At 40.1% G+C, this 24,988-nt stretch carries 27 protein-coding genes; 7 read left to right on the top strand and 20 right to left on the bottom strand.

Annotation, left to right across the window (positions count from 1 at the left end; all coding sequences use genetic code 11):
- Window positions 1-14: 14 nt before the first annotated feature.
- From EVU92_RS17640 to EVU92_RS17675, 8 genes are all read right to left on the bottom strand, one after another.
- Window positions 15-1,997 (bottom strand): TonB-dependent receptor, encoded by a 1,983-nt coding sequence (locus tag EVU92_RS17640; protein WP_240701335.1) that lies wholly within the window; start codon window positions 1,995-1,997, stop codon window positions 15-17.
- A gap of 192 nt (window positions 1,998-2,189) precedes the next feature.
- Window positions 2,190-2,459 carry a hypothetical protein gene (locus EVU92_RS17645; protein WP_054552127.1) on the bottom strand — a complete coding sequence of 90 codons (270 nt, stop codon included), beginning with the start codon at window positions 2,457-2,459 and terminating at the stop codon, window positions 2,190-2,192.
- A gap of 148 nt (window positions 2,460-2,607) precedes the next feature.
- Window positions 2,608-2,859, bottom strand: a complete 252-nt coding sequence (locus EVU92_RS17650; protein WP_130052475.1) for a hypothetical protein — start codon at window positions 2,857-2,859, stop codon at window positions 2,608-2,610.
- Window positions 2,860-2,898: 39 nt separating this feature from the next.
- A complete protein-coding gene (locus EVU92_RS17655) occupies window positions 2,899-3,303 on the bottom strand; it encodes a DUF1761 domain-containing protein (RefSeq protein ID WP_130052476.1) in 405 nt (134 codons plus the stop codon).
- A gap of 152 nt (window positions 3,304-3,455) precedes the next feature.
- Window positions 3,456-3,989 carry a response regulator gene (locus EVU92_RS17660; RefSeq protein WP_130052477.1) on the bottom strand — a complete coding sequence of 178 codons (534 nt, stop codon included), beginning with the start codon at window positions 3,987-3,989 and terminating at the stop codon, window positions 3,456-3,458.
- Window positions 3,986-5,197, bottom strand: coding sequence for an ATP-binding protein (locus EVU92_RS17665; RefSeq protein ID WP_130052478.1), 1,212 nt, complete (start codon window positions 5,195-5,197; stop codon window positions 3,986-3,988). The genes EVU92_RS17660 and EVU92_RS17665 overlap by 4 nt, the downstream gene beginning before the upstream one ends.
- A 17-nt stretch (window positions 5,198-5,214) precedes the next feature.
- On the bottom strand, window positions 5,215-5,619 hold the full coding sequence (locus EVU92_RS17670; protein WP_130052479.1) for a DUF4440 domain-containing protein: 405 nt from the start codon (window positions 5,617-5,619) through the stop codon (window positions 5,215-5,217).
- A gap of 8 nt (window positions 5,620-5,627) precedes the next feature.
- Window positions 5,628-6,941 (bottom strand): amidohydrolase family protein, encoded by a 1,314-nt coding sequence (locus EVU92_RS17675; protein ID WP_239977782.1) that lies wholly within the window; start codon window positions 6,939-6,941, stop codon window positions 5,628-5,630.
- Between the two features lie 148 nt (window positions 6,942-7,089).
- Between EVU92_RS17675 and EVU92_RS17680 the strand changes: the two genes are divergently transcribed.
- Together EVU92_RS17680 and EVU92_RS17685 are read left to right on the top strand one after the other, a co-directional pair.
- The gene (locus tag EVU92_RS17680; protein ID WP_130052481.1) at window positions 7,090-8,163 is read left to right on the top strand and encodes a ketoacyl-ACP synthase III; all 1,074 of its coding nucleotides are present in this window, start codon (window positions 7,090-7,092) and stop codon (window positions 8,161-8,163) included.
- A 70-nt stretch (window positions 8,164-8,233) separates the two neighbouring features.
- The gene (locus EVU92_RS17685; protein WP_130052482.1) at window positions 8,234-8,620 is read left to right on the top strand and encodes a VOC family protein; all 387 of its coding nucleotides are present in this window, start codon (window positions 8,234-8,236) and stop codon (window positions 8,618-8,620) included.
- A gap of 1 nt (window position 8,621) precedes the next feature.
- On the opposite strand, the gene EVU92_RS17690 is transcribed toward EVU92_RS17685, so the two are convergent.
- Both EVU92_RS17690 and EVU92_RS17695 read right to left on the bottom strand, forming a co-directional pair.
- Entirely contained in the window at window positions 8,622-9,983 is a 1,362-nt protein-coding gene (locus EVU92_RS17690; protein ID WP_130052483.1) for a leucyl aminopeptidase family protein, read from the bottom strand.
- A gap of 88 nt (window positions 9,984-10,071) precedes the next feature.
- Window positions 10,072-10,482, bottom strand: coding sequence for a hypothetical protein (locus EVU92_RS17695; protein WP_130052484.1), 411 nt, complete (start codon window positions 10,480-10,482; stop codon window positions 10,072-10,074).
- A 106-nt stretch (window positions 10,483-10,588) separates the two neighbouring features.
- Between EVU92_RS17695 and EVU92_RS17700 the strand changes: the two genes are divergently transcribed.
- The 3 genes from EVU92_RS17700 (at window position 10,589) to EVU92_RS17710 (ending at window position 15,253) form a co-directional block, all read left to right on the top strand.
- A complete protein-coding gene (locus EVU92_RS17700) occupies window positions 10,589-10,744 on the top strand; it encodes an oxidoreductase-like domain-containing protein (RefSeq protein ID WP_130052485.1) in 156 nt (51 codons plus the stop codon).
- A gap of 294 nt (window positions 10,745-11,038) precedes the next feature.
- Window positions 11,039-13,624, top strand: a complete 2,586-nt coding sequence (locus tag EVU92_RS17705; protein ID WP_130052486.1) for a TonB-dependent receptor — start codon at window positions 11,039-11,041, stop codon at window positions 13,622-13,624.
- A 144-nt stretch (window positions 13,625-13,768) separates the two neighbouring features.
- A complete protein-coding gene (locus EVU92_RS17710; RefSeq protein WP_130052487.1) occupies window positions 13,769-15,253 on the top strand; it encodes a sulfotransferase in 1,485 nt (494 codons plus the stop codon).
- On the opposite strand, the gene EVU92_RS17715 is transcribed toward EVU92_RS17710, so the two are convergent.
- The 4 genes from EVU92_RS17715 to EVU92_RS17730 form a co-directional block, all read right to left on the bottom strand.
- Window positions 15,186-16,088 carry an alpha/beta fold hydrolase gene (locus EVU92_RS17715; RefSeq protein WP_130052488.1) on the bottom strand — a complete coding sequence of 301 codons (903 nt, stop codon included), beginning with the start codon at window positions 16,086-16,088 and terminating at the stop codon, window positions 15,186-15,188. The two genes, EVU92_RS17710 and EVU92_RS17715, sit on opposite strands and share 68 nt — an antisense overlap.
- A gap of 264 nt (window positions 16,089-16,352) precedes the next feature.
- On the bottom strand, window positions 16,353-16,736 hold the full coding sequence (locus EVU92_RS17720) for a GFA family protein (protein ID WP_130052489.1): 384 nt from the start codon (window positions 16,734-16,736) through the stop codon (window positions 16,353-16,355).
- A 207-nt stretch (window positions 16,737-16,943) separates the two neighbouring features.
- Window positions 16,944-17,495 carry a cytochrome b gene (locus EVU92_RS17725; protein WP_130052490.1) on the bottom strand — a complete coding sequence of 184 codons (552 nt, stop codon included), beginning with the start codon at window positions 17,493-17,495 and terminating at the stop codon, window positions 16,944-16,946.
- Window positions 17,496-17,759: 264 nt separating this feature from the next.
- Window positions 17,760-18,197 carry a GNAT family N-acetyltransferase gene (locus tag EVU92_RS17730; protein WP_130053015.1) on the bottom strand — a complete coding sequence of 146 codons (438 nt, stop codon included), beginning with the start codon at window positions 18,195-18,197 and terminating at the stop codon, window positions 17,760-17,762.
- Between the two features lie 443 nt (window positions 18,198-18,640).
- On the opposite strand from EVU92_RS17730, the gene rlmF reads away from it, so the two are divergent.
- Both rlmF and ltaE read left to right on the top strand, forming a co-directional pair.
- Window positions 18,641-19,546: a 23S rRNA (adenine(1618)-N(6))-methyltransferase RlmF gene (rlmF, locus tag EVU92_RS17735; protein ID WP_130052491.1), complete on the top strand. Its 906-nt coding sequence runs from the start codon at window positions 18,641-18,643 to the stop codon at window positions 19,544-19,546.
- A gap of 10 nt (window positions 19,547-19,556) precedes the next feature.
- On the top strand, window positions 19,557-20,564 hold the full coding sequence (ltaE, locus tag EVU92_RS17740) for a low-specificity L-threonine aldolase (RefSeq protein ID WP_130052492.1): 1,008 nt from the start codon (window positions 19,557-19,559) through the stop codon (window positions 20,562-20,564).
- Here the strand turns inward: ltaE and EVU92_RS17745 are convergent.
- The 6 genes from EVU92_RS17745 to EVU92_RS17770 form a co-directional block, all read right to left on the bottom strand.
- A complete protein-coding gene (locus tag EVU92_RS17745; protein ID WP_058584247.1) occupies window positions 20,547-21,131 on the bottom strand; it encodes a thymidine kinase in 585 nt (194 codons plus the stop codon). The genes ltaE and EVU92_RS17745 overlap by 18 nt on opposite strands.
- A 108-nt stretch (window positions 21,132-21,239) precedes the next feature.
- Window positions 21,240-21,707, bottom strand: a complete 468-nt coding sequence (locus EVU92_RS17750) for a methylated-DNA--[protein]-cysteine S-methyltransferase (protein ID WP_205987955.1) — start codon at window positions 21,705-21,707, stop codon at window positions 21,240-21,242.
- Window positions 21,708-21,709: 2 nt separating this feature from the next.
- A complete protein-coding gene (locus EVU92_RS17755; RefSeq protein ID WP_130052494.1) occupies window positions 21,710-23,059 on the bottom strand; it encodes an AlkA N-terminal domain-containing protein in 1,350 nt (449 codons plus the stop codon).
- A gap of 87 nt (window positions 23,060-23,146) precedes the next feature.
- The gene (locus tag EVU92_RS17760; protein ID WP_130052495.1) at window positions 23,147-23,758 is read right to left on the bottom strand and encodes a superoxide dismutase; all 612 of its coding nucleotides are present in this window, start codon (window positions 23,756-23,758) and stop codon (window positions 23,147-23,149) included.
- A 15-nt stretch (window positions 23,759-23,773) separates the two neighbouring features.
- Window positions 23,774-24,280 carry a hypothetical protein gene (locus EVU92_RS17765; RefSeq protein WP_130052496.1) on the bottom strand — a complete coding sequence of 169 codons (507 nt, stop codon included), beginning with the start codon at window positions 24,278-24,280 and terminating at the stop codon, window positions 23,774-23,776.
- A 120-nt stretch (window positions 24,281-24,400) separates the two neighbouring features.
- Entirely contained in the window at window positions 24,401-24,886 is a 486-nt protein-coding gene (locus tag EVU92_RS17770) for a GNAT family N-acetyltransferase (protein ID WP_054552102.1), read from the bottom strand.
- Window positions 24,887-24,988 lie beyond the last annotated feature (102 nt).

Consider the following 24,988-nt stretch of genomic DNA (forward strand, 5'->3'; position numbering starts at 1 on the left):
TGTGAGCAGCGCAACTAGAAATTAAACTGGTAGTGTAACGATAATTCTTCTGTTGTACCAGCGACAGCGCCATTGTCCATACGTGGGTCAAACACGTTATATTTCTTGCCTAACAGATTTTCTGCTTTTAACGTTAACTGGCTCTTTGCGTTTACTTGCCATTTTAAACTGCCACCTAATAAGCTATAGGCAGACTGTTTGAAGTGAGCACCAGTTACTGAACTTACCTCAACTTTATCACGCCATAATAAGTTTAAACTTACTTGCCAGCTGTCAGATAAGTTGTAGCTGCTAACTAAGCTTGCGAAACGCTTAAAGCTCGCATTAATTGGATCTTCAAAGTATTGCGTGTAAGTGCCCGTTACAGAGAACTCTTTACTTGATTGCCAAGTGCCATCAAGCTCGATACCACTGTTTTGAGTATTAAATGAGTTTGCAAAAGTAAATAAGGCATCATTAGATTGCGTTGGCTCAATGTTTATAAAGTCATTGAGTTCATTATAAAAAAATACGGCATTAGCTTGTAACTCTGAAGTTTGATAATGCCAAACAAGCTCAGTGGTTTTTACTGATTCAGAGCGAAGTGATGGGTTACCTACGGTGACATCATCATTTGAAAAAAGCTCATTAGTAACCGGGGTTCTAAACGATTCGCCATATTGCACTTTAACGGTATGCTCTGGGTTTATAACATAAACACCCGCAAGACGAGGCGAAAGTTTACTGTCGATGTCTTTCACATCGTCATAGCGTGCCCCTATAAATAAAGTAAGTGCCTCTGAATAAGGTATTTTTAACTGCCCATACGCACTATATGTTTCGAAAGTATATTTAAGTGGCGCAAATTCAGGAAAGTCCATCACAGTCACGATACCTTGCTGATAATAAGCGGGGTCAATAATGACTAACATAGACTCATCATCATAGTAATTGGTACGTACCCCTGCTTTTACTTGCTTAGCCTCTGCATATTCAACACCTGCGGCAAGCTGCCATTGATTATCAAATTGATAACTCAATTCCGTTTCAAATTTACTATCGGTTGTTTGCCATTCTGGACCGAGGAAAAAGTCAGGTATATCGTCAAATTCAGCGATTAGACCAGCGCTAGAGATATTATGCTTTGTGTATGAGTAACTAGAATCTAGCTTTAGCTTATCGTTGTTAACCCAGTTATATTTAATGCCAACAAAGGTGTTATCACTGCTATGTTGGTTCTGCGTTGAATAGCCAGCAAGGTTTAAAAACTCATCAAGGGATGTTTCGTTGTAACGAGCTCGTAATTTAAGCTTTTTATAATCAACACCCGCTTCTAGATATATCGCTTCAAGAGGATCTTTTACTCCTTGCGGATAGCTTTCGCCGTCTTTTTGATCATAAGAAAAACTCGCAAAGAGTAATGTATCATCACTAAAGGAGCTATTAAACTGCCCTGTTGCGCCATAGCGACCATTATTACCAACCACAAGTTGCATAGTATTTCGCTCTTTAGAGGTAACAATATTCATGACCCCTAAAAACGCATTACTGCCATACAGCGCCGAGCCAGGGCCGCGAATAAACTCAATTTTTTCGATGACTTCAATGGGAATATAAGGCATGTAAACAGAGGCTTTACCGAATGATGATTCATTGACTCGTTCACCATTGATCATCACCAGTACATTGCCACTATCTAGATAAACACCCCGAGCATGATCTTTAGGCACTGCACCGACCCAATCCCCCCGGGTTGATTGCATACCAGGCACAAAGTTCATTACTTCATAGGCGTTATCAACACCAAGTGCTTGAATTTGTTTACGACTAAATACACTCATGGTTGAGGGAACAGAGGACAAGGTTTCGTTGGTTTTGCTAGCAATATCAACTTGAACGTCAAGCAAGTCTTCAAAACTTAAAGAGAATAAGTCTTGCTCTTCAGTCGCGTTTGCAACCAATGGAATGGTTGAGGCAACTGCAATTGAAAAAAGTGCTGAACATCTTAAAAACTTCACGTTGCGACTTACCTGTACTAATAGTCTATGCTGCAACAGCAACACATTGTTTACACTATTAATACAAAAGATTGGCAAGCTTGCAATGTTTTTATAGCTTTAGTTGAAGAGTTCTCGGAAGTAGATACAAAAAAACCCATTTTCAACTGTAAATGGGTTTTAAGAAAATCTGTTTTGGTGCACCAAACTTAATTATGCTGTTTCAACATTACCAGTGCGCTTTGCTTTGATGTACTTATATAAACCAATAAGTGACGCCGCTATCCAGAAAATTTCGATAACAAAACTAGCAAGGTTAAAGTTATAACAAAGACTAATCAGTAACAGAATTGCACCGGTTAAGTTCATCATGTTATACACAAGGCCGGTTGGCGATGCTTTATTCAGTTGCAATAAAAAGAAAGCACCAACCACTAAGAATGTGCCTGTCATGCCAATAATATCAAATAAAAGTGCTATCACGTGCGTGAGTCCATTTTGTTCATGTGTTTATACCCATACAACTGGCCCAATCCATGGGGAGGGTTGTTTTCATTCATTGAAACAGCAAACCGGCTAATAGTATCAGAGCATGAGGAATAAACGAGGATAAATGTCCGTATTTTAATTGCTACTTATGCGTCACCTTACCACCAATGATTTTTAGAGCAGGTGTGCCACGGATCATGGTCTGGCGGGCGAATTGACGTTGGCAGTCAGGACAAATACCGGTTTCGTTGGTAAAGTCTTGGCTAATACGTTCGACAAAACATTTAACCAACGCCCCTTTTCCACCTTTGCGGTATTTAAACAATTGGCTTTTACATTGTGAGCAAAAAATATCGACAGTTTTAGTCGGGCCTTTTTTGTTTGGTTTTGCCATTACAACTACATTACTAAACTAAAAGCATACTTTAACATGTTAAGGCCAGAGCCCCAAAACTAAGCCAATAACAGAAAACTGTAATATTGAATAACTTGCATTAACTAAAAACAACTTTAATGGTCGCTGTTCAAAGATATAACCAATTCCCAAAGCACAGCTGACCCAACATAAACCAATAATAAAGCCAGTGCCAACAGCCACCCCTACATTGACATTTGCACCAATAAATAACGATAAACTAAAAGCAATTAAACAACATAAAACAAAGCTGCCACCAAACACCATAAACGGGTTAATGCTCTGTAGGTCAAGTTCAGTTAAGCCACAGCTCTCCATCCAAATTCGTTTAAAAAGCCAAGGAGAATACCACACAGCGCCCAATAGGAAAGATGCAAGGGCAGCAAAAAATATCGCGAAGAAATTAAGTTCTGAAAAATGCATACGCCAGACTCATACAACTAACAGGGTTATTTTGACTTTAGTTAACGATCAGCAATGCAGCAAATCAAAGAGGTCGAGTTTTGTACCTATTTGCATTAAATTAATACTTTAGCATTAATTTAATCATTGTTTCAGTTTATTAAACAATCATTTTATTGTTGTACGGGTTTTTTCTGTAATTTACGTTGTAAAGTTCTTCGATGCATATTGAGTTGGCGTGCTGTCTCGGAGATATTGCCATTATTGCTATGCAATACATGCTGAATATGCTCCCACTCAAGTCGCTCTGGTGACATAATCTGGTTTGGCTTTGTGTCATCCAGTGATTGACTCGTCTCTGTATTACCTAAAATGGTTCTTATTAATGCATTAAAATCAACAGGTTTTGGTAAGTAATCATTAGCTCCTAAACGTATTGCTTCAACCGCACTGGCGATACTGGCAAAACCTGTGAGCAATACAATGCGCGCTGTTGGAAATTGAGCTCTAATTGGTTTAATTAATGCGAGGCCATTATCATCGCCAAGTTTCAAGTCCACTAAAAAGTGACTTGCTTCAAAAGTGGCTAATTTTTGTAATGCTTGTTCACTGTTATGAGCCAGTTCACATGTAAAGCCTTGCTTTGTAAAGCGCCTTGCAAGTGTGGTGGCAAGATTTACATCGTCTTCAATAATTAAAAGTTTCATACAATTTTTAAACTAACCATTGCAATTGCACCTTGCTGCGGGTGATTGCACAGTGTTAATGAGCCATTTAAGCGCTCTAAAGTCGCATTAGATAACATGACTGCCATCCCCATTCCGCCGCTACTTGGCATTAGCTGACCACCTAATGATGCCATTTGTTGCTCGCTAAAGCCTTGACCGAAATCACGCAATGATAAAGAAAGTTGTTGATTATCTATTTGCCAATCAGCTTCTATGATGTTTTGTTGGCTCTGATTATTCGCTGAAACAGCATTTTGTAGTAAATTCAAAATAGCTGGTAACAGCATGGCGTCACTTAAAATAGAGCATTCTGGTGCATCATTTTGCCAATGTATGCTTTGCTCTGGAAAATGCAGGGTCATAGCATCTTGAATGGTATTTTGTAATGTATCCGCGCTGATCACCTGCTGTGTTTGACCGGTTCTTAATGCATTTGATAGTGCTCTAAAGTACTCAAGCTGTTCTTTACATTGTGCTAATGGTTTAGCCATTTCTTGGACAATAGGATCATCAGCTTGTTGCTCTTGCAACTCTTCAAATAAAAGCTGTAAGTTTGCGATTGGTGTCGCTAGTTGGTGTGTCACTTGTGCTGCAGCGCCATCGAGAGTTAATAACTGCTCATGCCTCAGCTGCTGTTCACGGGTACGTGCAATGGTGGCTTCTCTAGCTCTTAAGGTACTATTTAATGTGCCAATTACAAACGCGATTACAATTGCACTAATAACAAAGTTAATCCACATACCAATAAAATGGTGTGTCATTTGCATTTGATGCATGGTGTGCTCAGGCATTCGTATCAGTAAAAAACTGTAAGCTGCGATTGCCAACACAGCGGTATAAGCAAGTCCTTTGGCATTAACAGACACTGCAGCTATCATTATTGGCAACAGCAATAATGAAACAAACGCATTGGTTGCCCCGCCGCTTAACGAGAGTAAAATAGTTAAAAACAGCAAATCAGCAGTTAATTGCATCAACACAGCAGCAGGTTTAGCTTTTGTTACTTTTCGATAAGCTAATATACTTAACAGCTGAAAAATTGCTTCAACACAAATAACAGCAAGTAACGGCAGTAAAGGTATTTGGTATTCAAATAGAAAATACACTGCAATCACAGCAACAAACTGCACAGCTATTGCGGCGCTTCTCAAAATTAGTAGGCGACTAATCGCCGGATCGGTTTGCATAGCGGACTCTTTAAGGCTTAATCATCGTCCATTGAAATTGTAAAAACAGCACAAGGCGTTCCCTGATGAAACACCATTTGCCATTGTTTACCATTAAAACGCCACAGTGACATGCGAACTGAATAGTTAAATTCAGAGCGGGCAGAGCGTCTAAAGGCCGCTTGATAGCTTAGTTGTGCAATATTCTCACTGAGCATACGACCTTTAAAATGTTGATTGTAAAATTGCGGCACCACCTCAGTTGGCAGACGGGTTAATACTTGGAACTTATTAAAAGACGTGCCATCGGCGGCTATTTCAATAAAATCATCATCAAGTAATGCATCAAGCGCTTCAGTAGATTGCCGCACTTCTGGCTCAAGCAACTGTCGCTCTGCATCAATCAAATGATTAAATAACGTCTCTTTAATTTTACCGCCCATAGTAACCCTTACTGTTTGAGCACTTTACCGTCCTTCATAACAAACTGAACCTGACTAAGTTCGCTAATGTTATCAAGTACATTCATATTAACGCTGATAATATCTGCTTGTTTACCAACACTCAAGTCACCAAGGCTATCACTTTGACCTAATAGTTTAGCAGCTTCAACGGTGGCTGATTTAATTGCCTGCTTTGGTGTCATGCCATATTTTACTAATAACTCAAATTCTTTGGCATTATCACCATGCTTAGATACCCCTGAGTCTGTACCAAAGGCTATTTTAACTTTGTTTTTTAAAGCTAATTTAAAAGACGCTTCCATTTTTGGCGCTACGATTTCTACTTTATCAGCAATGGCTTTTGGCATATTCGGGTTGTTTAGCACTTCTTCTTTTACTGTTGCACCAGCTAACAAAGTAGGGACTAAATACGCGTCTTGCTTTTTAAATAATTTAACTGTGTCTTTATCTAAAAAAGAGCCATGTTCGATTGAGTCGACACCCGCTCTAAGTGCAGCTTTTATACCTTCCGTACCATGAGCATGAGCGGTGACTTTACGACCTAAATGATGGGCGGTGTTGACAATGGCACTGAGCTCTTCATCAGTAAATTGCTGATTAACCCCTGCAGCTGTATTACTTAAAACACCACCTGTCGCAGTAATTTTAATCACATCAGCACCACTTTTTATTACATCGCGCACTGCACGAGTACAGTCGTCAGCACCATCACAGACACCCAAACCACCCCCTTCTGTTGCCTTGGTAATATCACGGCGATAACCATGCATGTCACCGTGGCCACCGGTCGGTGTGATCATATCGCCTGCAGCAAAAATGCGCGGACCAACAATATCGCCACGTTCAACCGCTCGCTTTAATGGAAAGATAACTTGATAACTGCTGCCAAGGTCGCGCACAGAGGTAAAACCCGCTTCTACCGTGCGTTTTAAGTACTTTAAAGAACGCAGTGCATAATCTGCTTCGTATTCAGTTGCCCATTGGTGTGGGTTACGTTTTGCATCTCGCTCAAAGGTAACATGAACGTGCATATCAATCAGACCCGGCAATACCATCTGATTTTTTAAATCAATAACGTCTGCGTCACTGAGCTTTAACTGTTGTTTTGTTAGAAAACCAGCTTTGATTGCTGCAATTTTACTATCTTCAATAACCAGTGTTTGCTGCTCTTTGACATCTTGATCAGTGCCAACTAGCATTTTCCCAGCATGGATTATGGTGGTTTGAGCATGAACCGTAAACGCAGATAATAAAGTCAGTACCGATAATGTGCTTATTTTTAGGTTTATTTTTTTCATAATCGCCTCTTTTTTATACTAGGTTTAACTTAAATGCTGAGTAAATGCCATTATTTACGACGTAGCGCAGCAATGAACTAGTGTTAACAAGTGATTTTTGATATAACTTCGGAAAAATTTAACAAGTCTGACCACATAAAGAGAACACATTATGTCTTATGCCCAAATTACTGGCTGGGGTAAATGTATACCACCAGCAAGCATCAGCAATGATGAAATTAGCAATATTGTTGATACCAATGATGAATGGATAACAACACGTACAGGCATCAAATCTCGCCGTGTCAGCCATGTTTCTACTGCCGATTTAGCAACTGTCGCAGCAAAACACGCGCTTGCATGTGCAGGTGTTGAAGGTAAAGACATTGACCTTGTGATTCTTGCGACTTGTACACCATCAACTATGGTGGCAAATACGGCGTCTTTAGTGCAAAAAAACATTGGTGCGGTAGGCGCAGCAGCAATGGACACTAATGCTGCATGTTCAGGCTTTTTATATGCATTACAAGCTGCTACAGCACAAATTCGTTCAGGTATGATCAAAAAAGCCGTAGTTATTGCAGCTGAACGCATGACTTGGTACATCAACTGGGCTCGTCGCGACAGTGCTGTATTATTTGGTGATGGTGCGGGTGCAGTTGTATTAGAAGCCTCAGATACACCATCAGGTTTACTCGCAACGAAAACAGGTTGTGACAGTGAAGATCGTGATATTTTGCATATCGAAAACTTTGGTAGCGACTTAAATAAATACGAACCAATTGGTCCGTCTAATTTATTATTCGAAGGACGTGAAATCTTCAAACGTGCAGTTAAAGGTATGAGTGAAGCCTGTGATGACGTGCTAAACCAAGCACAGTTAGATCTTGATGATATTGATGTATTAGTTCCTCACCAAGCTAATTTACGTATTATTCAAGCCATTCAACAACGCTTGAAAGTAGCTGACGAAAAAGTAATGGTGAACATTGCCGACTATGGTAATACTTCTGCTGCTACAATTGCGATTGCAATTTGTGAAGCTGTTGAGAAAGGCCTAATCAAGCCAAACTCAAATATTATGTCAGCAGCATTTGGTGCAGGCTTAACGTGGGCTGCAAGTTACATTAAATGGGGCGATCGGGTGACACCAATTGCAGTGTCTGATGCAGCTCTACCTGAGTGTGATAAAACAGGTCTTGAACTTGTTGCACCGGCTGTTGCGGCATGTAAAGCGGCAGAATAAAAAGCTGCACTCATTAATAGAAAAGCGCGGCTTAGTCCGCGTTTTTTTATGAGCATAAAAGGAATCGACCATGGAACTATTAGGTATACACCACGCTGCAATCATCTGTAGCAACTACGAGAGGTCGAAGCACTTTTATAGTGAAATATTAAAACTTCCGGTAATTAACGAACTATACCGCGCTGAACGTGACTCTTATAAACTAGATCTAGCACTACCAGATGGCAGTCAACTGGAGCTATTTTCGTTTCCCGCAGCCCCTAAAAGACCAAGTTACCCAGAAGCACAAGGACTTCGCCATTTAGCGTTTAATGTTGCTGATATTACAAAATCTAAACTCTATTTAGAAGAAAAAGGTATCAAGGTTGAAGAAATAAGAGTGGATGAAATCACCGGGAAGCAATTTACGTTTTTTGCTGATCCCGATGATTTACCATTAGAGTTATATCAGCTCTAATTTATTGGAAACGGTCTTGTAGATAGTTAAATACAGCGCGAATACCCAGTGCCTCACCACCAGTAGGACGACCTGGTAATGCACGTAAGTTCCAAGCCATTACATCAAAGTGGACCCAAGGGGTGCTTGGCTCAATGAACTCTTTTAAATAAAGCGCTGCAGTGATCGCACCACCAAATGGAGTCGACGCACAGTTAGCAATATCAGCTACATCACTTTTTAATAATGGCTTGTATTGATCAAATAACGGCAGTTGCCAAACAGGATCATGGCAGCTTTCGCCTGCATCCATCAATTTGTTAGCCACTTCACGGTTATTTGCGAAAAAGCCTGGTAATTCAGTACCTAGGGCTACACGACAAGCACCGGTAAGGGTTGCAAAGTCAACGATAAGATCGGGGTTATCGTTTTGTGCTTCAGCAAGTGCATCACACAGCACTAAACGACCTTCAGCGTCAGTGTTATCAATTTCTACTGTGATCCCTTTACGAGTTTTGATCACATCACCAGGTCTAAATGCATTTCGAGAAACCGCATTTTCAACAGCAGGTACCAGTACACGTAAGCGAATTGGTAAGTTAGCAGCCATAATTAACTGCGCAAGACCAATAACATGCGCGGCACCGCCCATGTCTTTTTTCATATTACGCATACCTGAGCTTGGTTTGAGATCTAAACCGCCAGAATCAAAGCAAACCCCCTTACCAACTAAGGTAATTTGTGGAGCATCTTTTGCGCCCCAAGTTAAATCAAGTAAGCGAGGTTTATTCTCAGAGGCACGACCAACCATATGGATCGTTGGGTAATTTTGTTCTAATAGCTCATCACCAACCCACTCGCTAAACTCTCCATCAAAGGTGTCGGCTAAATCAGCCATCACTTGTGATAGGTGTTGCGGCATCATATCTGCAGCAGGCGTATTAACTAAATCACGCACTAAATTAATTGCACTTGCATGCTGCGATAAACGCTTAACTAAGCTTTCATCTTTAATAGCTAGTGTGGCACGTGGCGATGGTTTTTCTTTATATTCACTAAACTCGTAACCACCTAACACAAAACCCAGCGCTACTTGTTCTACAAATTTGTCATCACCTTGAATTTGATAACAGCCTGCAGGCAGTTTAGTTGATAAGTCACCTGCCAACCAAAAGTCCTGCAAATCATTAACTAAGCAATACACATGCTCAAGTGAACCCGATTCGCTATCAGCAATTAAGGCCATGCCTTTGTTTTTGAAATCACAATTTGTTAGCCAATTTTGTAAGGCTTGCGGCTGCTCGGTTAACCAGGTTGATAGGTCAGCTTTAGCGATAAATGACAGGGGAATTCCCGTAGAAGAATGGCGAATTAATGAACTCATTAAACGACTCGATATAAAGAAAAGGTATTTAAGCATACCAATATCTTGGTACAAAAGGTATAGGCAAAATTAGATAATCAAAACCTAATCAGTCTTTGTTTTGGTTCTCTTTTTCTTCTTTTTCTACTTGTTGATCAAGCTCTTTAATCGACTTATTGATATTGAATGAGCTAGGTAGCACATCAACACCAACCCATTGACCCAGTTTTACAACCAAAGGAATCGTAATAGGTGCAAAGGGCAATACAGCAAATACCCCTAAGCCAAGTCCTTTCAAAATATCTAAGAATTGCTCATTAGCAGTATGCAATTCTTCTTTAGTAGCTTGCCCTTGGGTGTATCGTCTATAGATATGAAGCATCTCTTTTGTTTCTTGCTTTTCTTGGGCAAGTGCGATTTTAAGTGCTACCATAGCACGCTTAAAACGTAGGGTCTGACGCTTTTTGGTAATTTTAGCCACTCGGAACGGGGCTCTATGAATAACTTTATATAATCGCATTAGGTTATTTTCACACAGCAGGCGACGTTCACAAAGTATAATTTACTTATATTAGGTTTTGTTTTATTCTTAAAACTCTAGTACTAATTATTTTTCAGTATTAAAAATGAACACACCCAAACAACAGGCTGAGCCTAAACCCCAAAAGCCAGCCCCAGATGAATGTTGTGGTGGTGGTAGCTGTTGTCCCTGTGTATGGGATGAATACCGAGAAAAATTAAAACAGTGGCAATTAAACAGCAATCCGCAACAAGCTCAATAGACTACTCCATACCCAATCCTGCTTAAAATTCACTCAAAAAATTCCTTTTTTAAAATATTTTTAGATATTTTATATATTTTCTTACATGAACAAGAAGAATAAGGAATAAATTATCCCCATTGATTTCATAGACATAATCAAAAAACGAGCAATAAACAATCACAAAAAAACCAACAAACAACATGACATTAACAATTTGCAAAATAAATTTACAGGATGTATAAGAGATTTACACCAAGTTTAACATTTAGCTTCGGTGACATAATCACAAATATTCTAACTGGGGAAGTCAGAATGAAATTCAAAAATAATGCGCTACAACAAGCAATTAAATTTGCTTTAGCGACAACAACAGCAGGCCTGTTTGTGTCGGGTTCGGTTGTTGCTGCAGAACAAGCAGCTGAAGAAACTAAAGTTAACAAAAATGTAGAAAAAATTGCCGTAGTAGGTACTCGTTCAGCACCACGTTCAATTGGTGATTCACCTGTACCAATTGATATCATTGGTGGTGAAGAGCTAGATAAAGGTGGCAACACTGACATGCTAGAGCTTTTAAAAGGCTCTGTTCCTTCTTTTAACGTTCACCAAAACCCAATTAGTGATGCTGCGTCACTTGTACGTCCAGCTAACCTTCGTGGTCTTCCATCAGACAGCACTTTAGTGCTTGTTAATGGTAAACGTCGTCACCGTGCTTCTGTTATCGCATTCTTGGGTGGTGGTATCAACGATGGTGCTCAAGGTGCCGATATCTCAGTTATTCCAAGTATTGCTCTAAAACAAGTAGAAGTACTTCGTGACGGTGCTGCAGCTCAGTACGGCTCTGATGCAATCGCAGGTGTAATGAACTTTGTTTTAAAAGATGCCTCTGAAGGCGGTTCTTTCGAAATCCGTAAGGGTGAATACTACGAAGGTGATGGCGACACAACACAAATTTCAGGTAATGTGGGTCTTCCATTTACTGATAGCGGTTTTGCTAACTTAAGCTTCCAATATAAAACTGCGGATGCTACAAGTCGCTCAGTGCAACGTCCTGATGCAGCAGCACTTAACGCTGCAGGCGTGCCAGAAGTTTCTTCTCTTGCTCAAGTTTGGGGTGCACCTGAAGTCGATGACGATATTTCAATCTTTGGTAACATTGGCCTTGAATTAAGCAATTCATCTGAATTCTATATGTTTGGTAACTACTCTGAGCGTGATGTACGAGGTGGTTTCTACTATCGTAACCCACACACTCGTCCAGGTGTTTACTCAAATGACGGCGGTGAAACACTCCTTGTTGGTGATTTAACAGGCGATATGAGCGGTAACTGTCCTACCGACATCATGATTGATGATAACGTCTTAGATAACCAAAGATACATTGATCTAGTTGCTAACAACCCAGACTGTTTTGCGTTTAACGAAATGCTACCTGGCGGTTTTACACCTAACTTCGGTGGTAATATTACAGATACTGCTTTAACAATTGGTACTAAAGGTGAAATCACATCTGGTTTCCTTGAAGGTGCTTACTATGACTTAAGCGGTACAGTTGGTTACAACGAATCTCGTTACTTCATCTACGACACAATCAATGCATCATTAGGCCCAGAAAGCCCTCGTGACTTTAGCCCTGGTAAATATTCTCAGTTAGAGAAAAACTTCAACGCTGATTTATCAAAAGGTTTTGACTTTGGTTTAGCCTACGACGTTAACGTTGCTGGTGGTCTTGAATGGCATGAAGAAACCTTCACTGTTGTCGCTGGTGATGTGGCATCTTTTACAGCGGGTCCATTAACTCAACAAGGTTTTGGTATCGGCTCGAACGGTTTCCCTGGTTTCAAACCATCTGATGCTGGCGAATATACTCGCCGTAACTATGCAGCATATGTTGATGTTGAAGCACCATTTACAGAAGACTTCTTAATGGGCTTAGCACTGCGCTATGAAGACTACGACACATTTGGTTCGACAACTAACTACAAATTAACTGGTCAATATCACTTAACTGAAGACTTGAACATTCGTGGTTCAATCAGTACAGGTTTTCGTGCGCCAACGGTTGGTCAAGCAAACGTAAGTAACGTTCAAACTAACTTAAGCAGCGGTGTTCTAGTTGACTCGGCTCTTTTACCACCAACAAACCCAATTGCTGTGCAACTAGGTGGTACAGAGTTACAACCTGAAGAGTCACAAAGCTACACATTTGGTGCAGTATGGACCCTTGGCGACTTATTCTTCACCATTGATTACTACAACATTCAAGTTGATGACCGTATCAGTCAATCAGATAAAATTGAGTTAAGCCAAGCAGACAAAGACACACTTGAAGCAGCTGGTGTACCTAATGTACAAAACTTAGCGCAAGTTAGCTTCTTCACAAATGACTTTGACACAACGACACAAGGTGTAGATGCGGTTGCTAACTATTCAACTGAATTGTTAGGTGGCAGCTCAACATTTAGCTTAGCGTACAACTGGAACGACACCGAAGTAACTAAGTCGAGCCCAATTACAGGTGAATTTAAAGTAAGCCGTTTAGAAAATGACTTACCAAACCACCGTGCAACGCTTAGCTGGGCACAACAATGGGAGAACTTCTCGGCGTTTACACGTGTTAACTACTATGGCGAATACCAAGGCGTTCACGTAGATTACGATGCAACAGCCAAAACAGCTGATGCTGCAGTAACAATTGATGCAGAAGTTACTTACTTCCTAACTGAAGAGCTTAGCTTCTCTGTTGGTGCGACAAACTTATTCGACCAAGAAGCAGAGAAACTTGATTTCTTCGATAGTACAGGTATCCCAAACAACAACTGGGGTGGTAAATACTACGAGACTTCACCATATGGTATTAACGGTGGCTTCTATTACGTGAAAGCGACATATACTTTCTAATAGAAGTGCTTTCTAGGTTGAGCAATCAACCTAGAAAGTCGATACCCCGGATTTATTCTGGATATTTATAGTTAACCAAGGCGAAAGACATTTCGCCTTTTTCGTTTTATAGTAAATAAAAATAACAAATAACCCGCTATTACTATGCTGTTACAGAAAGCGAATCAACTACTAAATGAAAACAAGCTAAAAGAGGCTGAGTTTCATTTTAAAACCATTCTCGATTCAGATCCTGAAAATGGCGAAGCGTTATTTGGATTAGGCCGCATTGCGCTGCGATTAGAGCGTTATGATGCCGCGGTTTACCTTTTACAAAGAGCCTGTGAGCGCCTACCTCATATGCTTGAACCTTTACATGCTCTTGCGGATGCCTTCAATGGTGTGCATTCACCGCAAGATGCTTTAACTGTACTTGAATATGCTAAATCAATTGCTAGCCATAATCCTGAACCGCATTATTACCTCGCCCAGCATTATTTAACCTATGGTGAGTTAGACAAAGCTTATCGCATTTTAAAGCATGCTCTCAGTATGGGAAATTACCCAGTTACGGCGTACATATTATTTGAATTAGTACAGTTTGGCCGCTTTAATAACGAACATAATTACATAAATGAGCTACATCAATTTTTAACATTGACTAATAACCTACGTTTAAAAATGGTGTGTTATTATGCGCTAGGTAAAAGTTATGACCAGCTCAATGATACAGAGCAAGCCTTTAACTACTTCAGCCTAGCAAATAGATTACAAATAAAACTTACTCAGTTTAAAACCAGTGACTTAGTGCCTTTTTATCAGCGTATAATAGAGCAAAATACCGAAGAGCTAATAGATGCTAGAGACAAATCATTCACAGGCACCATTACACCCATATTTATTATTGGTATGCCAAGAAGTGGCTCAACGCTAGTAGAACAAATGTTGGCAAGCAATGATGATTTTGCAAGCTTAGGTGAAGATGCCAGTATCAGTAATCAGGTTGTTGCATATCTTGAACAACAAACACAGCTCCCCTACCCAGATTGCTTAGCAGAGCTAAACCAAGGGCTAATTAACAATGCCCGTAATATTTATATTGAACGAATAAAACAAGCGCCAGTTGTGCGGCCCTTTATGATCAATAAGCTGCCTGCGAACTATCAGTCACTTGGTTTGATTTACTTACTCTTTCCTAATGCCAAATTTATTAATATGCAGCGAGAGTATGATGCAATTGCTTGGTCGGTGTTTAGCAACTATTTTGCTGAAAACGAACCTTACTTTTGTTCTCTCCCAGAGTTTAAACAGTATTTTGATTTGTATCAGCAGTTAATGGAACATTGGCAAAACGTAATGCCAGAAGCAATTTTTGATTTAAGCTATGAAGCACTTGTCAGCGACAGCGAACAAACACTAACAGCGCTGTGTAAATTCTTAAACATTGAGTACAGCAAGCAGTTTTTAAATTTTTATAAGTCAAAAAAACCGGTGGCAACGCTCAGTAAAACGGCTGTAAGGCAGCCGTTAAGTGATAAAGCATTAGAGAAATACAAACGCTACGAGAGCGCAATGCACACGCTTATGCGTGAGTCTCAAACCAATTCAACAAATCAACAAACTGATCAAAACGCGCCTGTGGGTGAGTAAGCATATTTATGTGATCATAATCGACCTTATGCCCAAATTTACGGCCATAAATGGTCATCGTTTGCTTGCCGATGCCCGACTCTTCCATAAACTTTTCAATATCAATAGGCTGGCATAGCGCTTTATCTTTAATTCCCGCCACATGCATAATGGGTGGCAGTGCCTTATCAGCTAATGCGTTGGCGTAATCAAAGCCATCGTCTGTATCGACCCAAGGTTTACGCTTAGCCCATTGCATACTTTGATAATGTGATTTACGGGTTTCATCATCACTGCCCCACTTCAGCTTTTTAGCCGGAACAAAGCCATGCTTACGGGCAACTAAGGGTGCCAAGCCATACCAAATTAAATTACCTTGAATATACTTACTCGGATGATGATTATACAAAGACCGTTTAGAACCAAAATAGCCGCAGGCTTTCACATCATCAATCAACTCAGGAAAACGGGCAAACACACTGTTCATTAACACCCCGCCCCATGAGTGAGCAACCCAATAACGAGCAGGCTCGCCTTCAAGTTGTTTAATTTTATCTAGAAATGCGGGGATATCTTCTAAAATAGCCTCAGTTTGTCCATAGTTTGCATGCTTTGAAATCGCAGGTTTACTTTCACCACGACCACGTAAATCAGCCACATAGCAAGTATAACCATGCTCAGCTAAAAAAGGGGCTAAGCCTTTATTGCTGTGAGTGTAAAAGATTTTGCCATTTTCAACGGCACCATGCATAAAAAACACCGCAGGGCCCTTCGCATCAGTTTTGCTAATACGGCGTAAATGTAAAGTTTGGTTCTCAGCGAGTTTGATAAATACTGATTCTTGTTTAATCGTCACGTTTGACCTTTTTATTCTTATAGACTCATCGTACCAGCATCAAATTACGCCAGTCTATCCAGCAAAGCAAGCATTATGAAATGATAATCAAGGAACCGTTTTGACGTATGAAAGGGCTAAAGTAACCATTATTGTTAAACCTTACGGCGCTTTTCTAAAGCGCCGATATCAAGCCTAACTCAATGTGCCGCCATCACTAAATTTGAAGCAATCAAATGGCAAACCGAGCATAACGCTTTATAAAATACTCGCTAATATTTTAATTTATAAGATAACTTCATCCTTTGGATGATGGATTCCATCGTATATTTTAACTGGCTCTAAATCATAGGGGTTAACACCATCGAGACAAGCAACATTGATTGCAAATTGATGAGGGTTAGAACGCCTTTGATGATGAGTATATATTCCACATGTTTTACAAAAATAGTGTTTTGCTGCCATGGTGTTAAATTGATAGAGGGTTAAGTTATCTTCGCCTTTAATAATTTTCAGGTTTTCAAGCAAAACAGAAGCAGCAATTGCTCCACGCTTACGACACATGGAACATGAACAACGACGCGGGTCTTCTAAACCATGAGGCATAATCAGCTCTAACTCAACGGTGCCACAATGACATTTAGCATTGTGTACTCTTTTTATTTCCATATTGCTACCTCCCTTCTGACACTACAAAATTTAGAGTTGGGAATTAAATTTGATATGCTTTATTTCACCCTTATTCGCATATTTTAAGTATGGTAAAAATAATCTGTTCGGCCCCGTCACCTATCTCATTTACCAATAAAATTCTCTTCAATTCATTTTATGAACTTTTCCCGAGTTTATTTTGGGTTAGAAGCTTTTTTCTTGTATCTACTTTTTAGGACGTAACATACGTTTAAGGGTGTTATCTGCCAAAATATAATGGTGAAACAATGCAGCCGCGGCATGAAAGCCGATTAAGTAATAACCTAACTCGCCGACTGTTTCATGTATTTCTTTTATAGACTTACCCAACTCTTTGTTTTCACTTGCTAATGCAGGAAGCTCTATACCGAAAAATGGCACTGGTTTTCCTGACATACTCAATATTAACCAGCCTGCTATTGGCATCGCCAACATAAACACATAAAGCGCAATGTGTACTAATTTAGCTAAAGCATCTTGCCATTTAGCAGGCGTAGGCTGTATTGCGGGTATCGGACCTGCCAATACACGCATAACTATCCTCACAACGACTAAAGCTAAAACTGATAAGCCCAACATAAAGTGCCACATTTTAAAAGCATCGCGGGTTTCAGTACCTTTATCAAATAATTCACGTAGCTCAATACTAGCGAAAACCGTCACAATTAAAATAAACATAAGCCAGTGTAAGGCAATTGAAATAGTACTGTAATGAGTTGTTGTATTTTTAAAATTCATAATGCCTCGTTTGTACAGAAACGCATTCACAGTAGTACATAGTTTATATGCGTTTGAAATTCGTGGATTTAGTGTAGCGTTCAATCATTGTTACTTTAATGATCTGAAACATAAACAAGTTATAAATTATCTTGTTTATTTTTTACCTAGTATCTCACTCTACTTTGCTAACCTTAAAAAAAACTTATGTATTTTTTAAAAAATAAATAACAGAAATGAAAAACGGCAAGCTGAACTTACCGTAAAATTTATTGTAGTTAAAATTCAAAGTCTAATAATAGCTAACATATCATCATCTTCTTCGTCCAAGCCAACCTCTTGAAAACCAAAACTTGAATAGAATTCTTTAGCTACAGGGTTTTTTGGGTCATAACATATTTCGATTTCTTTAACAGTGGGACTCTGTTTAATAGCATCTATTGCTTGCGTTAATGCTTCCCTACCAATCCCTTTGTTCTGATAGCTCTTATCAACCATAAACCGCCAAATTGAAATTTTGTAAGGAGATTCTTGAACCCACATCAAAAAGCCGACGGGTAGATTGTCGCTATAAATAGCCCTGCACGTATAACCTGTATTATAAAATGACTCAACTAATGACCACATATTACAAGCAACATACTCTTCTTGAGAGTCTGCCACATCCAGATCACAAACAGATTCGTAATTCGATTTGTCTATTTCTTCCAATGAAATATTCATATTTACCTTAGATTCTAATACCATATATAGAACAAATATATGATGTTCATCTGAAAAAACAAAGAGTAAATGCCATTCAAGCATTTGGTTCTTCGTCCATACATGGCATTTTAAATACTCTATTTCAATCATTTAAGAAGTACTCAAGTATCACTATCGGTTAATAATTTATTGCAAGCATAAAATTGAACTTAACTAATTACGCCATAAAAACAAAACACTCTTTGAACTAACCATTTTATCGTTATAAATATCAATTAAATATTTAGTTAGCACCTGATCAGGTGTAATTGCTTAGTAAATACATAACTTCAAAACCGAAGCTATTTACACACTAAAATCTATCTGATTCTGCAGAAAAATATCCACCGCAAACTAACTCAGAGCAAAGATTTATTTGGTACAATCAACCTTTGATATTGCTAACAGATAGGTTTTCCTTAATGCATCCGCGAAATCGCCACTTAAATGGCTACGACTTTACTTTGCTATGCAAAGATACTCCTGCCCTAACACCTTATATAACGCAAACGCCAACGGGCACTGATACCATTGATTTCAGCAATTCATTAGCGGTTAAAACCCTCAACCAAGCGTTATTAAAAAGCCATTATAAAATCGATTTTTGGGATTTACCCGACAACTACCTTTGCCCACCGGTCCCTGGCAGAGTGGATTACATTCATCACTTAGCCGACTTATTAGCAAGCGATAACCAAGGTCATATTCCTACGGGTAAGCAAGTAAAAGTACTTGATGTAGGCACGGGTGCAAATGTGATTTACCCGCTTACTGGTAATCACGAATATGGCTGGCACTTCACAGGCTCAGATATTGATGCCTTGTCTGTTAAAATTGCTAAACAAATTGTGCAATTTAACCGCCTGAAAATTAATGTTAAGCAGCAAAACAACGCCGATAAAATGTTTAAGGGCGTGATATCGAATAAAGATGTCTTCCACCTAACTTTATGCAACCCGCCGTTTCATGCCAGTGAGCAACAGGCCAAAGCGGGTACTGAGCGTAAATGGAAAAACCTAAACAAAGCACCACAAAAAGTACTTAATTTTGGTGGCCGCCAAAACGAGCTATGGTGTGAAGGCGGTGAGCGCGAATTTATCAGTAAAATGTGTATTGAGAGCCAAGAGTTTGCAGAGCAATGTATTTGGTTTACATCACTTGTTTCTAAATCTGACACTTTACCGCATATAAAAAAGTTACTTAGCACACTTGATGTGAAAGAGGTAAAAGTTATAAAAATGGCACAAGGCCAAAAAATTAGTCGCTTTATTGCTTGGAGCTATTTTGACCAAGCCGACCGCGAAGCCATTCTTAACGAACTAGTATAAGGATAATAAGATGATCGACTTTCGTTCAGACACAGTTACAAAACCAACAGCAGCCATGCGCGCGGTAATGAATGACGCCCAAGTAGGTGACGACGTTTATGGTGACGACCCAAGCGTTAATCAGCTTGAACAATTTGCTGTTGAGCGTCATGGCTTCGAAAGCGCCCTTTATTGTAGCTCAGGCACGCAAGCCAATTTACTGGCATTGATGGCACATTGTGAACGTGGCGACGAATACATTTGTGGGCAACAAGCACATAACTACAAATTTGAGGGTGGCGGTGCTGCTGTATTAGGCTCTATTCAGCCGCAACCAATTGAAAATAATACTGATGGCAGCATAGATTTAAACAAAGTTGTGGCTGCAATTAAAGCTGATGACTTTCACTTTGCTAAAACTAAATTACTTAGCTTAGAAAACACCATTGGCGGCAAAGTTCTCCCGCTTAGATATCTTAAAGAAGCCAGAGAATGTGTTGATAAACATAACCTTGCTCTGCACTTAGACGGTGCCCGTGTGTATAACGCTGCGGTTAAGTTAGGTGTTGATATCACTGAAATCACCCAGTATTTTGATTCAGTGTCTATTTGCTTATCAAAAGGACTTGGCGCGCCGGTTGGCTCACTATTATTAGGTAGCAAGGCACTGATTGATAAAGCGCGCCGCTGGCGTAAAGTACTCGGCGGTGGTATGCGTCAAGCAGGTATGCTTGCAGCCGCTGGTCAGTATGCACTTGAGCATCACGTAGCAAGGCTTGCTGAGGATCACGATAATGCGGCGTATTTGGCAGAGCAGTTAAACACGTTAGCTGGTTTTGATACGTCAACTTTTCAAATCGATACCAACATTGTTTACGCAAATGTTGCCGAACATATCGATTTAAAAGCAGTGGCACATGCGCTAAAAGAGCAAAATATGCTATTTTCGCCAGGTAAACCACTGCGCCTAGTGACCCATTTAGGTGTCACTAAGCAAGATATTGATAGCTTTATCTCGGCATTAGCGGCCGAGATTTAACGATTCTTTATAATGTTTGCGGCACACCGATACATATCGGTCGTTGCCGCCAATTTCTACCTGATTACCGTCTGCAATCGCATTACCATGCTCATCGGTACGCAGTACATGGTTAGCTTTACGACCGCAATGACACACGGTTTTCAACTCAATTAGTTTGTCAGCCCAGGCAAGTAGGTATTGTGAACCACTAAATAGCTCACCTCTAAAATCGTTACGTAAGCCATAACACAGTACCGGAATACCAAGTTCATCAACCACATCTGTTAATTGCATTACTTGGTCTTTTGATAAAAACTGGCACTCATCTACTAAAATACAATGGCGCTTTTGCTCTGCATTTAATGATTTGATCAATTCAAATACATCTTTATCTGCATCAAAAATATGCGCATCAGCCTGTAAACCAATACGTGAAGACACCTTGCCAACACCTGCTCTATCATCAATAGCCGCTGTTAAAATAACCGGTTCCATACCACGTTCGCGGTAGTTAAATGCAGATTGTAAAAGTGTGGTAGATTTGCCTGCATTCATTGCAGAATAATAAAAGTACAGCTGTGCCATGATGTTGCCCAAATTTTAAAGTCGCAATATGCTACCCTAATCGCGCGACAACATCATCTATTACCTTACTCTTATTACCTCAAGCGTTATCCCAGTAAAATTGCTGTTTTATAACAAGCCTTCGTGTTTCAGTAACCACTCTTTTCTTTCAAGGCCACCCGCATAGCCTGTGAGCTTGCCGTTTGCGCCAATAATTCGATGACATGGCACAATAATGCTAATCGGGTTTTTTCCATTCGCAGCGCCCACTGCACGCACCGCTTTTGGGTTATTAATGGCAAGTGCTATCTCTTGGTAACTCTTACTTTGACCAAACTCAACATCCATCAGCGCATGCCATACTTGCCTTTGAAACTCTGTACCTTGCGTATCAATAGGAACAGTAAAACGCGTACGCAGACCATTAAAATATTCATTAAGCTCACTTATACATATTAAAATAGGTGTAAGGGTGTGCTCATCAACAGCCTCTGTTTGCATCGCAACTACTGGGTAAAAGCCAACGTAACTGACGCCTTTTAATGTACTTTGAATGGTAATATCGCCAATGGGGCTTGGCATTATAACTTGTTGCATACTCATAATTGTTGCCATAGTTGAAAAGTTAAATAAGAGCGAAATGGCGCACAGTGCTCGCTATTAAATTCGCTGATTCCAGCGAGGGCTTTTTTAACCCCTAAGTCGCCCGCCAGTAAAATATCTGGGTGGCTTTGACCACGTAGTTTGGCGTAATTAACTGTCCACGGGCCAATGCCTTTAAGCTCTAACCAATTATCAAGCTCTTGATTATCTGGGTTTTGCTGACAATAAGCACTTAAACGACGTAGCGCATCTTTGCGTGATTGTGGCATTTTAAAAAAATCGAGTTCAGAATTGGCAACCCATTCAGGGCTTGGAAAATAGTGGTTATTACTTTGCTGATTAAACTCACTCACAAGCTGTGACACTAGGTTATGAGCCGCTGTAACACTAACCTGCTGACCAAGGACCGCTCGTATGCCCGCTTCATAATCTGACCAAATCCCCGGTAAACGCAGGCCAACACAAAGCGGCATTGAAACTTTAAGCTCTGCATCTAAATGCTGTTCTATGGTATGCGTATCGGCGTCTAAATCAAGCACACGACGAATGTTATGGATCACTTGCTGTAAATAGCGGGTGTTATCAATATCAATCGCCACTTTAAAGTGGTTTTTATGCTCAACAAAATGCGCAGTGAATTGCCCTTGGCAATATTTATCTTTAAAAGTGCGACCATAGCTTGTTGTGCTCAACCATTCTAACCCACTGATTAAACGGCGCTGCAAAAAGTCATGGAGTGCTTGCCAGTTATAAGGCGGCCTAAATGCCAGTGTTAGAGTTAATGTTGAGGCTGGTTTTTTATCTGACTTACGTAACTTTGAAGGAGCGATATTTAACTGCTTTAAAAAAGCATCGTTAAAGCGACGAATACTATTAAAGCCAGAAGCAAATGCGATATCTGCCACCGACAAATCTGTTTCTTGTAATAGCTGCTTGGCGAAATTGCATTGGTTAAATAATCTATATTGGGTGATCGACAGTCCAAAATGTTGGTTAAACAAACGGCGTAAATAGCGGCTCGACACCCCGAGTCTGTCTGCTAAAACCTCACAGTCGTAAGCCTCACCTTTATCTATCAATTGTTTTGCGCGTAATGCTGTGGTTTTAGTACCTAGCCAAGCTGGGCTATTTGGTGCACTATCTGGGCGACAGCGAATACAGGGTCGAAAACCATCTTGCGCAGCTAAGTGCGCGTATTGGTAATATTCAACGTTCTTTTCTTGTGCCGTTGGTGCGGGGCAAATTGGTCTGCAATAAATACCAGTACTTTTTACCGCCACAAAAAACACCCCATCAAATCGTGGATCGCGGCTTTGCCTTGCAGTCTGCCATTGTTGGCTAGTCATAATTATTCTCGTTACACGCTAATACCGTTAGCTTAACTGAATATTATTTTTTGACTAGCCGGTTTCGGACCTTAACTATTTAAACAGCTATTTAAGTGCGGCTAAATATCGGCGCTCTACTTCCGGCCAATTAATCACTTCGTAAAATGCCGCAATATAGTCAGGGCGACGATTTTGATATTTCAAGTAATACGCATGCTCCCACACATCAAGACCTAAAATTGGCGTATGGTTATGCATTAATGGGCTATCTTGATTGAGGCTACTTTCAACAACCAACTGGTTATTTTCATCAACACATAACCAAGCCCAGCCACTGCCAAAACGGCTTACCGCTGCATTAGTAAATTGCTTTTTAAATGCGTCAAAGCTGCCAAATGTATCAACAATGGCGGTATTTAACTCTTCACTTGGCTCACCACCGCCATTAGGTGACATAACTTGCCAAAATAATGAGTGATTATAATGGCCACCTACATGCTCTTGCACTGCCTTTTGTAATGACTCAGGCATTGATGAAATGGTGCGTAGTAATGTTTCAGCATCTTGCTCAGAGTAATGGCTGCCCTCTAGTGCAACATTCGCTTTATTGATATAGGTTTGATGATGCAAGGTATGATGAATTTCCATAGTTTTCGCATCAATGTGCGGTTCAAGTGCATCATAGTCATACGCTAAATCGGGTAATGTAAAAGACATACTGATTCCTTATCGTTAATGTAATAACTGCGTTTTGTGGGGATGGTCAGCTAATAGCTGATTGATTCGGTTAATGAGTGTCGGAAATGCTGATGCCATGCTGGCAAACTTAACCAGCTCAAAGTAGGTTTTGTGATGATGATGCAGGACCAAGGTGCGAACTTGCAGCTCTGGGTGACTTAAAAGCATACTTAATTGTTGATGAGCATGGCAAAGCCAAGTGCAAGCTTTTTCGGGTTTTTGCATCACTTTAAAGGTATCTGCAAGATTCAAAGTTGCAACAACAAATGCTGCAATACAATGCTCTAACGAGCGAGTAACCAACTGGTTGATTGGGATATTAGAAAGTTGTGCGAGTAGTGTTTCGGCGCAGCTGCTTGCAACCGTGTAATGATCACGCGCAGTAATAAGTTCGCCAGATTCAAATGCTAAATTGCCTTTATAAATAGCACGTTGCCAAGGGACAAGCGCATCATCAATGGCGTTTGAAGTTAAAGGTGTGTGGCGTGTTGTTTGAGTCATAAAAATCACCTGCACTTATACCAGTCTCAGTATGTGTTTAAACTACACACCGACACACACAAATGCAAATGATTTTTATTTATGTTTTTATTTGTTTATTTTAAACTACATCAACATTGCTTATTGATGAGCAAAGTCGATAAGCTCTTGGCCTGTCAGGCGGTAAATAATCCACTCATTTTGCGGTTTAGCACCAATGCTGTCGTAAAAATCAATGGCTGGTTTATTCCAATCAAGTACCACCCACTCAAAACGACCACAGTCTTTTTCAAGTGCTTGCTTAGCAAGATATTGCATAATTTGCTTACCGGCACCTTTACCACGGCTATCTGCGCTTACGTAAAGGTCTTCTAAATACAACCCATTTTTGCCAAGCCACGTTGAGTAATTATAAAAATACACAGCAAAACCAATTGGTGTGTCGCCCTCTAAACAAATAACACTATGAGCCGTTGCGCCTTCACTGAATAACGTTTTTAAAATAGCTTGCTCGTCTGTTTTAACTGCGTCAGGTTCTTTTTCGTAGATAGCAAGTTCGGTAATAAAATGTAGGATTGTTGCAGCATCACTTGCGACTGCCGGACGAATTGTAATTGCGTTACTCACTCTGTATTCCTTTTTTACATCATTATTGTAATGCCCAGTTTATAAGGGCTTTAGCGTGGTGTAAACGCCCTTTACAGAAATACATTGCATTAAAAAAAGGGG

Source organism: Pseudoalteromonas sp. MEBiC 03485 (assembly GCF_004195145.1).
GTDB lineage: Bacteria > Pseudomonadota > Gammaproteobacteria > Enterobacterales > Alteromonadaceae > Pseudoalteromonas > Pseudoalteromonas apostichopi.

What these genes read in the sequence shown, in the direction of transcription:
- EVU92_RS17650 (WP_130052475.1), bottom strand. Translation starts at nt 2,859, where the DNA reads ATGGCAAAACCAAACAAAAAAGGCCCGACTAAAACTGTCGATATTTTT.
- EVU92_RS17750 (WP_205987955.1), bottom strand. Translation starts at nt 21,707, where the DNA reads ATGCAACAAGTTATAATGCCAAGCCCCATTGGCGATATTACCATTCAA.
- EVU92_RS17680 (WP_130052481.1), top strand. Translation starts at nt 7,090, where the DNA reads ATGTCTTATGCCCAAATTACTGGCTGGGGTAAATGTATACCACCAGCA.
- EVU92_RS17705 (WP_130052486.1), top strand. Translation starts at nt 11,039, where the DNA reads ATGAAATTCAAAAATAATGCGCTACAACAAGCAATTAAATTTGCTTTA.
- EVU92_RS17765 (WP_130052496.1), bottom strand. Translation starts at nt 24,280, where the DNA reads ATGACTCAAACAACACGCCACACACCTTTAACTTCAAACGCCATTGAT.
- rlmF (WP_130052491.1), top strand. Translation starts at nt 18,641, where the DNA reads ATGCATCCGCGAAATCGCCACTTAAATGGCTACGACTTTACTTTGCTA.
- EVU92_RS17745 (WP_058584247.1), bottom strand. Translation starts at nt 21,131, where the DNA reads ATGGCACAGCTGTACTTTTATTATTCTGCAATGAATGCAGGCAAATCT.
- EVU92_RS17685 (WP_130052482.1), top strand. Translation starts at nt 8,234, where the DNA reads ATGGAACTATTAGGTATACACCACGCTGCAATCATCTGTAGCAACTAC.
- EVU92_RS17725 (WP_130052490.1), bottom strand. Translation starts at nt 17,495, where the DNA reads ATGAATTTTAAAAATACAACAACTCATTACAGTACTATTTCAATTGCC.
- EVU92_RS17695 (WP_130052484.1), bottom strand. Translation starts at nt 10,482, where the DNA reads ATGCGATTATATAAAGTTATTCATAGAGCCCCGTTCCGAGTGGCTAAA.
- EVU92_RS17755 (WP_130052494.1), bottom strand. Translation starts at nt 23,059, where the DNA reads ATGACTAGCCAACAATGGCAGACTGCAAGGCAAAGCCGCGATCCACGA.
- EVU92_RS17760 (WP_130052495.1), bottom strand. Translation starts at nt 23,758, where the DNA reads ATGTCTTTTACATTACCCGATTTAGCGTATGACTATGATGCACTTGAA.
- EVU92_RS17665 (WP_130052478.1), bottom strand. Translation starts at nt 5,197, where the DNA reads ATGCAAACCGATCCGGCGATTAGTCGCCTACTAATTTTGAGAAGCGCC.
- EVU92_RS17655 (WP_130052476.1), bottom strand. Translation starts at nt 3,303, where the DNA reads ATGCATTTTTCAGAACTTAATTTCTTCGCGATATTTTTTGCTGCCCTT.
- EVU92_RS17670 (WP_130052479.1), bottom strand. Translation starts at nt 5,619, where the DNA reads ATGGGCGGTAAAATTAAAGAGACGTTATTTAATCATTTGATTGATGCA.
- EVU92_RS17700 (WP_130052485.1), top strand. Translation starts at nt 10,589, where the DNA reads ATGAACACACCCAAACAACAGGCTGAGCCTAAACCCCAAAAGCCAGCC.
- EVU92_RS17660 (WP_130052477.1), bottom strand. Translation starts at nt 3,989, where the DNA reads ATGAAACTTTTAATTATTGAAGACGATGTAAATCTTGCCACCACACTT.
- EVU92_RS17690 (WP_130052483.1), bottom strand. Translation starts at nt 9,983, where the DNA reads ATGAGTTCATTAATTCGCCATTCTTCTACGGGAATTCCCCTGTCATTT.
- EVU92_RS17710 (WP_130052487.1), top strand. Translation starts at nt 13,769, where the DNA reads ATGCTGTTACAGAAAGCGAATCAACTACTAAATGAAAACAAGCTAAAA.
- EVU92_RS17730 (WP_130053015.1), bottom strand. Translation starts at nt 18,197, where the DNA reads ATGAATATTTCATTGGAAGAAATAGACAAATCGAATTACGAATCTGTT.
- ltaE (WP_130052492.1), top strand. Translation starts at nt 19,557, where the DNA reads ATGATCGACTTTCGTTCAGACACAGTTACAAAACCAACAGCAGCCATG.
- EVU92_RS17720 (WP_130052489.1), bottom strand. Translation starts at nt 16,736, where the DNA reads ATGGAAATAAAAAGAGTACACAATGCTAAATGTCATTGTGGCACCGTT.